At 69.5% G+C, this 12,993-nt stretch carries 10 protein-coding genes and 1 pseudogene; 7 read left to right on the top strand and 4 right to left on the bottom strand.

What is annotated here, in order from left to right; all coding sequences use genetic code 11:
* Positions 1 to 166: 166 nt before the first annotated feature.
* Entirely contained in the window at positions 167 to 1,495 is a 1,329-nt protein-coding gene (locus OG764_RS02145) for a KamA family radical SAM protein (RefSeq protein ID WP_328966641.1), read from the top strand.
* 128 nt (positions 1,496 to 1,623) lie between these two features.
* Here the strand turns inward: OG764_RS02145 and OG764_RS02140 are convergent, their stop codons facing one another.
* The gene (locus OG764_RS02140; RefSeq protein ID WP_328966640.1) at positions 1,624 to 2,856 is read right to left on the bottom strand and encodes an FAD-dependent monooxygenase; all 1,233 of its coding nucleotides are present in this window, start codon (positions 2,854 to 2,856) and stop codon (positions 1,624 to 1,626) included.
* A 434-nt stretch (positions 2,857 to 3,290) separates the two neighbouring features.
* Here OG764_RS02140 and OG764_RS02135 point away from each other — a divergent pair, with 434 nt between their 5' ends.
* Entirely contained in the window at positions 3,291 to 4,958 is a 1,668-nt protein-coding gene (locus OG764_RS02135) for a M4 family metallopeptidase (protein WP_328966639.1), read from the top strand.
* A gap of 110 nt (positions 4,959 to 5,068) precedes the next feature.
* On the opposite strand, the gene OG764_RS02130 is transcribed toward OG764_RS02135, so the two are convergent.
* The gene (locus OG764_RS02130; RefSeq protein ID WP_328966638.1) at positions 5,069 to 6,490 is read right to left on the bottom strand and encodes an MFS transporter; all 1,422 of its coding nucleotides are present in this window, start codon (positions 6,488 to 6,490) and stop codon (positions 5,069 to 5,071) included.
* 1,079 nt (positions 6,491 to 7,569) lie between these two features.
* On the opposite strand from OG764_RS02130, the gene OG764_RS02125 reads away from it, so the two are divergent.
* From OG764_RS02125 to OG764_RS02115, 4 genes and pseudogenes are all read left to right on the top strand, one after another.
* A complete protein-coding gene (locus OG764_RS02125) occupies positions 7,570 to 7,767 on the top strand; it encodes a hypothetical protein (protein WP_328966637.1) in 198 nt (65 codons plus the stop codon).
* A 118-nt stretch (positions 7,768 to 7,885) separates the two neighbouring features.
* The gene (locus tag OG764_RS02120; protein WP_328966636.1) at positions 7,886 to 8,389 is read left to right on the top strand and encodes a hypothetical protein; all 504 of its coding nucleotides are present in this window, start codon (positions 7,886 to 7,888) and stop codon (positions 8,387 to 8,389) included.
* Between the two features lie 56 nt (positions 8,390 to 8,445).
* A pseudogene (locus OG764_RS41675) lies at positions 8,446 to 8,820 on the top strand (twin-arginine translocation signal domain-containing protein); the annotation flags it as partial.
* Between the two features lie 69 nt (positions 8,821 to 8,889).
* On the top strand, positions 8,890 to 9,402 hold the full coding sequence (locus OG764_RS02115) for a hypothetical protein (RefSeq protein ID WP_328966635.1): 513 nt from the start codon (positions 8,890 to 8,892) through the stop codon (positions 9,400 to 9,402).
* Between the two features lie 287 nt (positions 9,403 to 9,689).
* Here the strand turns inward: OG764_RS02115 and OG764_RS02110 are convergent, their stop codons facing one another.
* On the bottom strand, positions 9,690 to 10,160 hold the full coding sequence (locus tag OG764_RS02110; RefSeq protein WP_328966634.1) for an RICIN domain-containing protein: 471 nt from the start codon (positions 10,158 to 10,160) through the stop codon (positions 9,690 to 9,692).
* Positions 10,161 to 10,518: 358 nt separating this feature from the next.
* Here OG764_RS02110 and OG764_RS02105 point away from each other — a divergent pair, with 358 nt between their 5' ends.
* Complete coding sequence (locus OG764_RS02105) at positions 10,519 to 12,024, top strand: DUF4246 domain-containing protein (RefSeq protein ID WP_328966633.1); 1,506 nt, start codon at positions 10,519 to 10,521, stop codon at positions 12,022 to 12,024.
* Between the two features lie 215 nt (positions 12,025 to 12,239).
* Here the strand turns inward: OG764_RS02105 and OG764_RS02100 are convergent, their stop codons facing one another.
* On the bottom strand, positions 12,240 to 12,980 hold the full coding sequence (locus OG764_RS02100) for a class I SAM-dependent DNA methyltransferase (RefSeq protein ID WP_328966632.1): 741 nt from the start codon (positions 12,978 to 12,980) through the stop codon (positions 12,240 to 12,242).
* Positions 12,981 to 12,993 lie beyond the last annotated feature (13 nt).

Below are 12,993 nucleotides of genomic sequence, written 5' to 3'. Positions count from 1 at the left end.
AGGAGCCGACGACGCACGGCCCCGACCGCCGGTCGCCGGGCGACGGCCGTGCACACCGGCAGAGACACCGCGTGCCCGATGTCCGCGGCGCGCAGGGTGCCGAACGCGCAGCGAAAGGTTTCAGCGCTATGGGAGCGCGTATGCAGAGGATGGGTGGAGTTTTCTGATGCTGACGTCCGCACTCGAACCGGTTCAGTCGGCGAGGTTCCTTGCCCGTGGCCCACGCCAGATCGACGAGATAGCTGCTCGTTTCGGACTTTCCGATGAGATCCGGGAGACCGTGCGCAGACTGTCCCTGGTGCTGCCGTTCCGGGTCAATGATTACGTGCTGTCCCACCTCGTGGACTGGCGGGACGTTCCAGGAGACCCCATCTTCCAGATGGTCTTCCCGCAGCGCGGGATGCTCGCGGCCGAGGACGAGCGGCAGCTGGCGAACCTCCTCGACGAAGGGGCGCCGAAATCCCGGATCGCCGGTGTCGTCCAGGGGATCCGGGCACGGCTCAACCCCCACCCGTCCGGGCAGAAGGAACTGAACGTCCCCCACCTCGACGGCGTACCGTTGGCCGGCGTCCAGCACAAGTACCGGGAGACCGTCCTGTACTTCCCGGCGAACGGCCAGAGCTGTCACGCCTACTGCACGTACTGCTTCCGCTGGGCTCAGTTCGTCGGAGACGCCGACCTGCGTTTCGCCGCACCCGGCCCCGAGCAGCTGATCGCCTACCTTCGCCGGCACCCGGAAGTCGGCGATGTCCTGGTCACCGGTGGCGACCCCATGGTGATGTCCACCGCCAGGCTGCGCGACCACCTCATGCCCATGCTGCGGGTGGACTCGATCCGCACCCTTCGCATCGGCACCAAGTCCCTCGCCTACTGGCCGCAGCGCTTCACCACCGACAAGGACGCCGAGGACGTGCTCCGCCTCTTCGAGGACATCGTGGCCTCCGGCCGGAACCTCGCCCTGATGGCGCACTTCAGCCACCCCCGGGAACTCGAAACCGACCTCGTCCGCCGGGCTCTGGCCCGCATTCGCTCCACCGGCGCGCTCGTCTACGGCCAGGCGCCCTTGATCGCTCACGTCAATGACGATGCCCGCACCTGGGCCGAGTTGTGGCGTGCCGAACTTTCGGCCGGAGTCGTTCCCTACTACCTGTTCGTTGAACGCGACACCGGCCCTCACGACTACTTCAAGGTCCCGCTCGCCCAGGCATTCGACATCTTCCGGAACGCCTACGCCAACCTCCCCGGTCTCGCCCGCACCGTTCGTGGACCGGTGATGTCCGCCACTGCGGGCAAAGTGGTCGTGGACGGAATCGAGCACGCGGAACGCGACACGTACTTCCAGCTCCGCCTGCTTCAGGCCCGCGACCCTCTGCTGGTCGGACGTCCGTTCCGCGCACATTATTCGAGCACCGCCTCCTGGATCGACCAGCTCAGACTCGAAGCCGGTACTCCCGCCGATATCGCCGCCGCGCTCCTCGCGCCTGACGGAAAGTGAAGCGGAGACCAGCGAGTACGAGGGTGAAGAGGAGCCGAACGAGCGCTGCCTCGCGTCTTGGCTTCCCGGTTTTCCGGGCCCAGTCGGCGCTCGCCCCGGGAGGCACGTCGGAGGCGCTCCCGCCCGGCTCAGCCACCGCCCAGGGGTCGACCCCCGATGTCGGGCGCCCCGGCCAGCACGTCCCGCCACCAACTCTCGGCGCGGCCGGGGCTCATCGCGGCCCAGTCGGGGGTCTGTTCCACCTGGGCGTGCCCGAGGCGGCGGGCGAGGGCCACCAGTTCGTGGCCGGCCGGGCCCCGGGCGGCCTGGTAGTCCGATACGAGGCGGTCCCAGGACGGGGCGGTACGCCAGGCCGCCCCGAACGCGGTCGCGTCCTGGAGAGCTTTGGCCACACCGCTCGTGTTGTGCGGGCGGACCACGGAGGCGGCGTCGCCCGCGAGCAGTACGCGTCCGGCGGCCGTGCGGGGCGTCCGGAGGTCGTAGATGGGCTGGACGAAGGTGTCCTCGGGCGGGGTGAGCGCGAGCAGCCGGCCCCAGTACGGGGGGAACTCGCGGTCGAGCAGCTCCGACAGGCCTGCCGCGAGGCCCGGGGTGACGTGGCCGGCCGGGAAGCTGGTGGGGTCGTCGAAGCGCAGCGTGCCGTCCTGCGGGGGGACGGCGTACAGGACCCAGTTCACGCGGGTGCCCCCCGGGCCGGGGATGCGGTAGATGACGCAGCTGCCGCCCGGGAAGCAGACGGTGGTGACCGCGTCCGCGGGCGAGACGTCCGTCCCGGGCCCGCCCCTCCCGAGCCCTTCCATGCGCCGGGCATCGAAGTGGCCGCGCCAGCAGACGTATCCGGCGTACTGGGGGCGGGAGCCCGCGGCGACGGCCTCGCGGACCACGGACCGGTAGCCGTCGGCGCCGATGACCAGGTCGTGGTGGTCGGACGTGCCGTCGGCGAGCCGCAGCTCGGGCCGGTCGGCGGCGCCGGTCACCGCCGTGACCGCGGCGCCCTGCCGGTAGGCCACGGAGTCAGGCATCGCCCCCCGTAGCCCCTGCCAGAGCAGGCCCCAGTGATAGGAGTGGAAGGGGAACGGCTGCTCCCAGAAGAGTGTGCCCGCGGCCGTGTCGCCGTCGCGCACCACCCATCGGCGCCGGGTCAGCGGGTGGGCGGCGATGCCCGGGGGCAGCGTGCCGACCGCCGAGAGTTCGGCGGCCCGGTCGTCGTGGATGCACAGGCCGAAGCCCCGGTCCGCCAACCGGCCGCCGGTGCGTTCGAGGACCACGACGCGGTCGGCCCCCGCGCGCGCCGCCACCGAAGCGAACGCGCAGCCCGCAATGCTCCCGCCGACCACCGCGATCGAACCGCCGCTGCGCATCCCCGCCCCTTTCGTCCGGACCGACATCCTGCCGGACCTGTCCTGATCGGGCTGGAGAACACACAGAACGGCCGGATTCCGCCTGTGGACAGCCCGGGGAGGCGCGTTGCGGAGTGCGGAGTGCGGAGTGCGGAGTGCGGAGTGCGGAGTGCGACGTGCGGCGTGCGGGCGTTCGGTGTCGCGTGCGACTCGCGCACGCCGTGCGGATGTTCACTCGTGTTGCGAAGTCTTGTGTCATTCGTGTCGGCGCGTATCGGGATCTTGTCCTTCCTGTGAAGAGGTGGGTCGCAAATCCGGCATGGGCGTCCGAACCCCCTTTTGTGCCGGGTGACATGTGCGCGACGGACTGGTTGTGTCCCTGCCCAGCAAGGCAGTTCCTTGCACAGGTGGGCGGCAACGCCGTCCGACTCCCCACGTACCTCTGGAGAAACCGCATGTCTCCGCTTTCCCCCACCGCCGGCCGGGCGCGCCGTCTCGCCCTCACGTCCGGCGCCGTCGTCCTCACCGGCACCCTGCTCGCCACCGGTGCCGCCACCGCGTCGGCGGGTGCAGCCACGGAGCGCCACGAGGGCACCTCCGTCGCGGCCACCGCCCGGTCGCTCGGTCTCGGCGCCAAGGAGAGGCTGGTCGTCAAGGACGTCGTCAAGGACGCCGACGGCACGGTCCACACCCGCTACGAGCGCACCTACGCGGGCCTTCCGGTCCTGGGCGGCGACCTCATAGTCCACCGTGCCGCCGACGGCGCCGTCGCCGACGTCACCAAGGCCGTCAAGACCACCATCAAGGTCGCCTCTGTCACCCCGAAGCTGACCCCGACCGCCGCCAAGTCCGCCGCGTTCAAGGCCGCCAAGGCCGCGAAGACCACGGGTGCTGCCGACGCCGAGGCCCCCCGCAAGGTCATCTGGGCCGCCAAGGGCAAGCCCGTCCTCGCCTACGAGACGGTCGTCACCGGCACCCGGCACGACGGTGTCACCCCGAGCCGCCTGCGCGTCATCACGGACGCCAACACCGGCAGGAAGCTGTTCGAGATCCAGCTGATCAACGACATAGCCGGCGGCATCACCCCCGGGGTCGGCTCGGGGGCCGCCGGGCCGGTGGGCTCCCGGGCCGCCGCGGCCGGCACCGGCCTCAGCCAGTACAGCGGTACCGTCGGCCTGAACACCACGACGTCGTCGACGGGTTACACCCTCGTCGACAGTGTGCGCGGCGGATCCAGCACCGTCGACCTCAAGCACCGTACGAGCGGCAAGGGCGCGGTCTTCACCGACGCGGACAACAAGTGGGGCACCGGCAGCCCCGCCGACAACCAGACGGCCGCCGTGGACGCGGCCTACGGCGCCGCCCAGACCTGGGACTTCTACAAGAACGTCCTGCGCCGCAACGGCATCAAGAACGACGGCCGGGCCCCGGTCTCCCGGGTCCACTACGGCAAGGCGTACCAGAACGCCTTCTGGGACGACCAGTCCTTCACCATCACCTACGGCGACGGCGCGAACAACCAGCACCCGCTGACCCAACTCGACGTGGCCGGCCACGAGTTCAGCCACGGCGTCACCTCCGCCACCGCGAACCTGCAGTACTCCGGCGAGTCCGGCGGCCTGAACGAGGCCACCTCGGACATCTTCGGCACCGCGGTGGAGTGGAACGCGAAGAACGCCCAGGACCAGGGCGACTACCTGCTCGGCGAGAAGATCGACATCTTCGGCAACGGAAAGCCGCTGCGCTACCAGGACAAGCCGAGCAAGGACGGCCGCGGTTCGGCCGACTACTGGAGCGCCGGCGTCGGCAACCTCGACGTCCACTACTCGTCAGGTGTCGCCAACCACTTCTTCTACCTGCTGTCCGAGGGAAGCGGCGCGAAGGACATCAATGGCGTGCACTACGACAGCCCGACCGTGGACGGCTCCACGGTCGCCGGCATCGGCCGCGACAAGGCGGTGCAGATCTGGTACAGGGCGCTGACCACGTACTTCACCTCCACCACCGACTACCGCGGTGCCCGTGAGGGCACCCTGAAGGCAGCCGCCGACCTCTACGGCGCGAACAGCGCCGAGGCCCAGGCCGTTGCCGCCGCGTGGGCGGGGGTGAACGTCAAGGCCTGACCCCCGCGGCGCTGAACGAGGGTGCGCGAAGAGGCGGTGACCGGGTGGCCGGTCACCGCCTCTTGTGCGTCGGCCGCGTCATCGTGCTCCCGGCCACGCCGACGGCCGGTTCAGGAGCGGGCGGTGGTGGCGCCGCGGCCGCTCTGCCGGGGGACGCGGGTGGCGCCGGACGGGCGGGAGAGTGCCGCGGCGAGTTCGGCGGCCTCGGCGGGAGTGGACACCGACGGCGGGGAGCCGGGCAGCGGGCGGCCCGCCGTCTCCGCCATCAGCACCGCCGCGATCAAGCCGACCAGACCGGCCAGCATGGTGTAGTACGCGGGCATCAGGTCCTCGCCGGTGGCGTCGATCAGGGCGGCCACGACCAGCGGGGTGGTGCCGCCGAACAGCGAGACCGAGACGTTGAATCCGAAGGAGAGCGAGGCGTAGCGGGTCCGGGTCGGGAAGAGCGCCGGCAGCGTGGAGCTCATCGCCCCCAGGTAGGTGACCAAGGCCAGGCCGAGGACGAGCAGGCCGGTGAACACGGCGACCGGGCTGCCCTGGCGGATGAGGAGGAAGCAGGGGAGGGCCAGGACCACGAACGCGGCGGAGCCGCCGATGAGCACCGGACGGCGACCCACACGGTCCGAGAGCCGGCCCACCAGGTTGACCAGGGCGAGCAGCACCAGCATGACGGCGACGATCGACAACAGGCCGCCGGTCTCGTCGAAGCCGAGAGTGGACAGGTACGTCGGCATGTACGACAGCAGCATGTAGTCGGTGATGTTGAACGCGGCGACCAGCGCCACGCACAGCGCCAGCGCCCGGGGATCGGCGAACAGGACCTTGCGCAGCGGCACCTTCTCGACCGGCGCGCCGGCCGTGCGGCCCTCCAGTTCCCGGAACGCGGGCGACTCGTCCAGCTTGAGTCGCAGGTACAGGCCGACGAGCCCCAGCGGACCCGCGATCAGGAACGGCAGCCGCCAGCCCCATTCCAGCATGACGGCGTCGCCGAGCAGCAGCGTCAGCCCGGTGACCAGGCCGGCCGCGGCGATGTAGCCGACGAGCGTGCCGAATTCCAGGAAGCTGCCCCAGAAGCCGCGGCGGCGGTCAGGGGCGTACTCGGCGATGAACGTTGCGGCACCGCCGTACTCGCCGCCCGTGGAGAAGCCCTGCACCATGCGGCACAGCACCAGCAGGGCCGGCGCCCACACGCCGATCGTGGCGTAGCCGGGGATCAGGCCGATGGCGAGCGTCGCCGCCGCCATCATGATCATGGTGAGGGCGAGGATCTTCTTCCGGCCCACGCGGTCACCGAGCGGGCCGAAGAACATGCCGCCCAGCGGCCGGACCAGGAAGGCCGCGGCGAAGGCCGCCAAGGACGCGAGGATTTGCGCTGTGGCGTTCCCCGATGGGAAGAACACCTTTCCGATAGTGACGGCGAGGTAGCTGTACACCCCGAAATCGAACCACTCCATCGCGTTTCCGAGGGCTGTGGCCTTGACGGCACGCTTCACCGCCCGTTCGTCGGTCACCGTGATATTGGCGGGGTCCACGAGGTTACCTTTCGTGACGACTGCAAAGAGGCTCCGTACACCAAAGCCTCTCGGCGCGGGGTCGCCGACCGCCGAAGGTCCCGCATGGCAGGACTTCCGGCCCTGTCGTCCACAGGGTCTTTGGTCCCGGTACGGGCATGCCGGACACCGGGCGTGACGAGCGCCCCCGAGCCCGGTAGCCTCCGCCCTCACCGGCGCATGTCCCGACCACCGCTCACGCACCGTGACCGTCGGCCGGGCCGGCGAGACCCACCCCGCAGCCGGTCCCCGCTCCCGAGGAGTGCGTACGGCGCCGGCGGCGAACGGGGGCGCCAGCGGAGCGCAACAGCGAAGACACGGGCGCCGCCTCCCCGGCATAGCGTTCACGCTCAGCTCATTGCAACGTATGGACGTCTTCGTTGCATTAGTCGCCAGAGTTGTTGCAACGATTTGTGGGCTCTGAGCTGCCTTAATTGTGATTCTGCGCAACGCGAGCATTGAATATTTAGTGAATGCAACGTAGCGTTTTGCCCATCGGAAACGTGGAATCGAAGGAGAGTCCGATGCAGAAGGTCGCTGCCACGGCCCCGGTCACCGACGTGCTCGATGTCGCCGCGGGGTGGGCTCCGTTGACTGCCGCCGCCCGGGACGACAGCGGATGGAGGTCCCGCCCGTGACGCCTCGGACAGCCGGGGCGTTCCTGTCCGCGGTGTCGGCCCGTGCTGAGGCCAGGAGGCCGACCGGGCCCGGCCACGGGGTCCACGGCTCCAGGGCGCTCCAGGTGCCGTCGACCGCAGCGAAGACCAATTCGGAATCCTTGAAGACTTCCTGCGCATTTTCGGGGTGCAGGCTGCCGAAGCGCTCGGCGCACAGGTCGACCTGCAACAGCCCGTCGAAGCGGGTGAACTGCGGGGGGTCCTGAAGGGCGGCCGGCCCAGGCGTACTCCCACCGCCGGCGAGGTCGCCGAGGAGCTCGACCGGGGACTGGTCGCGCTACCGCCGCGGAGTCCAACTGCACGCGCTGTTGGGCTGCTTGGGGCGTGGGCGTGGGCGGGTGCGCGGGCGGCGCGGGGTGGCAGGCGGAAACGCGCGGGAGGGCGGTGGGCGGTGGAGCGGGCTCGGCGCTCACGAGTCTGCGGCAGGGCGCGACCGAGTGCCTCACCGCTGCCACCGCCAACGATGCCGCCCAGGTCACCAAAGCCCAGACCGCCCTCATGAAGGGTGACACCGACTACTCCGCTGTCGTGGCCCGGCTGGGCAGCGCCCTCGGCGTCGCCCCCACCCCCACATCCAGCTGAAGCCACTCGGGGCCACAGCGGGACCGCTGCACCGGGGGGGCGACGTCACGATGGACGACGGCCTCCGTGCGGCTTCGGGCGATCATCATCGCCACCAGTCGAAGCAGAGGAAGACCTGATGGAGTCGAAGAACGCGGGGCCCTTCTGGCGCCGCGACAACGGCTTCCTCTTCCTCGACGCTGGCCTCCGGCTCCGCAACAGCGGCGACCAGGGCATCGGCACCCGGACCATCGCCCGGTCACCCTTCCGCGCACCTTGCTGCTGGTCCCCTCGTGGGGAGGGTCTCCTGGCGCCGGGAATCATCGCAGTGGCCCCGGCCGAGACAGCCGCCGTGGCCGTGGCCGTGGCCGGAGGAACCGTCGTCGGTGCGGGTTCCGGGATGTTCGCCTGCCATATCGGTCCTCTGGTGCTGACCGATTTCCCGGACACCCACCTGGCCAGGATGCAGGCGTTGCTGGTGCTCGTTCAGAGTCTGGCGCTGGTGGTGGGCAACAACGCGCTCGGCGCACTCGCCGACGCCCAAGGGGCCACGCTCGCCGCGGCGGTGTGCGCGGTGGGTAGCTGCGTTGCGGGGATCACGGGTCTCGCCCTGAAACCGATCCGGCGCCTGCGTCAGCAATGAAACGGGGGTTCCTGCGTACCTCCCCCTGAAGGCTCGGGACCGTCCTATTGGATTACATGTTTGATTACGGGGTCGAGGCGACGTGGAGGGCATTGTCGCCCGCTGTGATGGAGCGCGCCAGTGGGCCGGACCGGCCAACTGGCGCGTTCAGGGGTAGCAGCGTGAGCTCTTCTACGGAAGCGGGTAGTCGTAGGTTTTCAGAATGGATTCCAGACCTCGTGCGCCGGGGCGGGGCTGGATCGAGGGCGCTGCGACGTGGGTTGCGAGGAGGTTCCCGTCGGTGTCCACAACGGCGAGCTGTTCGAGAAATGGAGACCAGCCGTATGACTGAACGGACTGAACGAGGCATGGCCCGTGCAGAGAGCGACCGCCGCGGGTTTTTGAGGGAGGCCGCGGCCGCAGCCGCGATGGTGGGTACCGGAGTGCTGCTCTCGGGCAGCGCCTATGCGGCCGCACCGCACTCGAGGGCGGGGAGGACGCCGTCGGTCCCTCTGCCACCGGTGGGGACGAACATCCTCTGCACCATGTACGCCGCCAACGTGCCGCTGAAGCTGAAGCCCCTGGGAGTCCTCACGCTCGACTTCAAGGGTGGCATCACCTTCATGGTGCAGTCGAGCAACGCTAATGGCTGCGTCCTGGAGGTCCAGGGGTTCAGGATGGAGGCGGACATGAGCCCGTCGACCCCCGACAGCGGCACTCTCCTCGCTCTGACCATGTCGAACTCCAAGTGGACGCCGCTCAGCACCCTGACCTCAGCCGGACTGCTGCTCGTCCACATGGCCCTCACCGTCTCGCACCACGACAAGGCGGCCAAAGAGGAGATCGACCTCGGGGCCACATATCCGACACGGTACGTCACGCTGAGGTCGGAGAACATCAAGGCGTTCCCCCCGGTCAACCAGCCCTGGACACTGCAGAAGCCGGTCACCATGTATACGCCGGGTGGCAGCGCCACAGCGGACGTAGCCGGGACGCTGGGTCGGTTCGACGCACTCGTCGATCACGCGGCATAACGGTCGGCCCGGGGACAGACGAACGTCGCGCAGCGGACGAGTGCGCCGTGTCACGAGATGCTCGCCGTCACCGCTTCCTCAGCATGCGCAGTTCACCGCGTCCACGCCCCGACCCCGCCACCGCTTCGCCGACGCCATCCGTGTAGGGGAACGGCCTTGGGGACCATCGGGTCAGCCGTCAGCGCCAACGGCTGACCCGATGGAAGGGCTTCTGCGGACCGGTGCCACATCGGTGGAACCGGCGCCCGCGACAACGACGCGCAGGTCCTTCGCCCTGCGGGGCGCGGTCAGTTCGCGTGGACCCCCCACCACTTCTGGAAGTTCATCCCGTTGCAGTCGAACGCCCGCAACCCGTACGCGAAGCTGTCATCGATGCAGCGGCCGGTGGCCCGGTTCTTGAAGGTCGTCCCGCCGGTGGTGTTGCTGACCGACCACTGCTGGTAGCTCATGCTGTTGCAGTCGAAGGCCCGCAGCCCGTACGCGAAGCTGTCGTCGATACACCGGCCGGTCACCTTGTTCCGCAGCTCGTGGTAGTACGTGCCGTCGCCGAACCGGAACTGCTGGAAGTCCGTCCTGTTGCAGTCGAAGGCCCGGAGCCCGTACGCGAAGCTGTCGTCCATGCAGCGGCGGGTCGCGTTGTTCTGACCGTCGAAGTGGAAGACCTCCGCACGGGCATGCGCGGGCGTGGCAACCGACAGCGCGGCGATTGCGGCGGTCGCGGCGACGACGGCCCATCGGCGTACAGCGAGTATCTGCATGACCCCTCCAGATGAATGAGGAACGACGGCCGAGGGATTGTCCCTGGACGGCCGGCGCGTGACCCTCCCCAGGCCCGCGCCGTGCAGACGACACTAGGCACCGCCTGAACGGGAGGGCAGTGCTCCGCCAGGGTCCGCCCAGAAGCCGACCAGCTCCGGCTTCGCGCACGTCCGACGAGTCCCCACAGCCCACCGTGCGGTAACCGCGCCCCACGACGTCACCCGAAACCAACGTGACCGGCCGGCCCGGGACTCGGTCATGCACAGGGTCGTCCCTGCCCAGGGGCCCGCGGCTGGGGTGTCAGTGGGCCGGGCTATCCTTCCGGGCACCGCACACCGATCGTGAGGACCACCAGAAGTGACCGGCCTGTCAGCCTTCCCGCTGCCCTTCCAGACCTCCCGTTCCCCGGCGTTCGCGACGCCCCGGACGCTGCGGGAGTTGCAGATCATGCAGTGCAGCTCGCACCTGCGCGCCAAGCCCGCGTGGTTCGACAAGATGAACGACGCCGACATCGTCGCCCGGTGGACGCAGGAAGCGATGGCGCAGGGCCTGACCGAAGCGCAGGTGCGCTACGTTCTCGCCGAGCTGGGGCACTACGCCGCGTTGCGGGACGCGCGCACCGGCATCGAGGTGTCCGCGGTCGACGGGGTCTGGCAGTCGGACACCCTCGTCGACGAGCAGCTCAGGTCCCGGTTGCGTGAGGCGGCCCGGGTCTTGGAAGAGGTCCCCGAAGCGGAGCGCGACTGGCATCCCGGATCCGACGGCCAGGTGTTGGACCTCGTGCACCCCTCGCTGTTCTGCCTGGTGAGGGAGGTGAGTGGAGGGCCCGAGCGGGCCTGGCACAACCCGACGAACCACTACGCGAAGTACGAGTTCTCGGAGAGGTTCCAGTGGCTGCCCACGGACGTCGACGTCAGTGACGACGGCGCCGTCGCCTTCCGCTCCTACGTCAACAACGTCCACCCCGAGGCGCATCGCGCACTTGAGTCCGTCCTGCCGGACGTGTTCGCGCGCCTGCGCCCCCTGTTCGAGAACGTGCTCACCGACCTGAGGCACCCGCGGCCCCTGCGGATCAAGGCCGATCCCTACGGCTGGTACGACTCGGAACCGGAGTACCCGCACAAGTCGTCCTACCCTGACAACGACACCTACATGGAGGCCCGCGCCGCCTGGGACGAGGCGTACGAGGCCTGGTTCGAGAACCGCCACCCGATCATCCCGGACGCCCCGGACTTCAGCCCGCCCGCCCTGCCCGACGCCTCCCGGGTCGACCTGCGCGGCCGCCGGCTCCAGGTCATCGTCAAGCTCGCCAACGTCCACCTCACCCCGGACCAGCCCGAGTACCCCGGTGGTTCCTGGCACGTCGAGGGGATGCTGAACGAGCGGATCGTCTCGACCGGCATCTACTACTGGGACAGCGAGAACATCACCGAGAGCCGGCTGGGATTCCGGGCCGCACTCGACGACCCGGACTATCAGCAGAACGACGACGCCGGGCTGCGCGAGGTCTACGGCCTTCAGGACGAAGACGCGCTGAACCAGGCGCTGGGCTCGGTACCGACCCCGGCGGGCCGCTGCCTGGCGTTCCCCAACGTCCTGCAGCACCGCGTGGACGCGTTCCGCCTCGCGGACCCCACCCGCCCGGGACACCGCAAGATCCTCGCGTTCTTCCTGGTCGACCCGGCGGAGCAGATCGTCTCGACCTCCGACGTGCCGCCGCAGCAGCCCTGGTCCGACACATCGACCATGACGCTCGAGCAGGCCAAGACGTACCGCGAGGAACTCATGCAGGAACGGAAGTTCTTCGTCGACGAACACAATGAGCAGCTCTACGAAAGGGAGTTCTCCCTCTGCGAGCACTGAACCGCGGGTAGCGGTGGGGGTGCCAACCGTACGCGTGGCACAAGGCCGATGTGTTCGCGGACCCGCCGGCCGGGCCCATACGGCGGCGGCCCGGCGGGTTGAGCCCGCCGAGCCGCGGGCCATCCCGGTCGTGGACTGATCTGCTGGCGACGTCTGAACTCCCGATAGGAGTTCCCAGACAGGTACGGCCCACATTGACAGCCCGGTGGGCGACCTCAGGTTGGCTTGCGCCAGACGGAGATGTGCTTCGCGGAGTCCTGCGTGAACGGAGCCCCGTCCCAGTCCGCGACGCGACGTTCCAGCTCGAGCCCAGCGATCCGCGCCATCAGGTCGAGCTCTGCCGGCCAGGCGTACCGGTGCCGGGAGTTGTCGCGGCGGTAGCGGCCGTCGTCGCCGTCGCGGGTGAAGTGGTGCGAGACGAGGATCTGCTCGACCAGATCGAAGGTGTCGAAGCCGAGATGCTGCTCGGAGACATCGAACGGCACCGCGACCTGGCCGGGCGGCAGGAACCGCAGCGGCGGCACGCCCAGTTCGATGACGAATCGGCCGCCGGGCTCCAGATGTCGTGCGGCGTTGCGGAAGCACTCGACCTGCTCGTCCTGCGTGAGCAGGTTCGTGATGGTGTTGTAGACGAGATAGACCAGGGTGAACTCGCCGGGAACGACGGTGGTGGCCATGTCCCCGATGACTACCGGGAGCGTGTCCTCGTCGATCTTGCGCCGCAGCACCGCTGCCATGTGCTCGGACAGTTCGATGCCCACCACCGGCACGCCGCGTTCCCTGAGCGGGACTCCCACCCGTCCGGTTCCGATGGCGAACTCCAGTGCCCGGCCGTCTCCGGCGAGCTCCGCGAGGAAGGCGAGGGTCGGTCCGAGAACGGCGGCCGAGGACGCTTCGACCTCTTCGGCGTCGTAGCGGTCGGCGGTCGCACGGGTCCACAGTTCACTGCTCGTCACGGACGGCCACTTT

Source organism: Streptomyces sp. NBC_00239 (assembly GCF_036194065.1).
Classification (GTDB): Bacteria; Actinomycetota; Actinomycetes; order Streptomycetales; family Streptomycetaceae; genus Streptomyces.
This window is presented reverse-complemented; position numbering and strand designations above follow the sequence as displayed.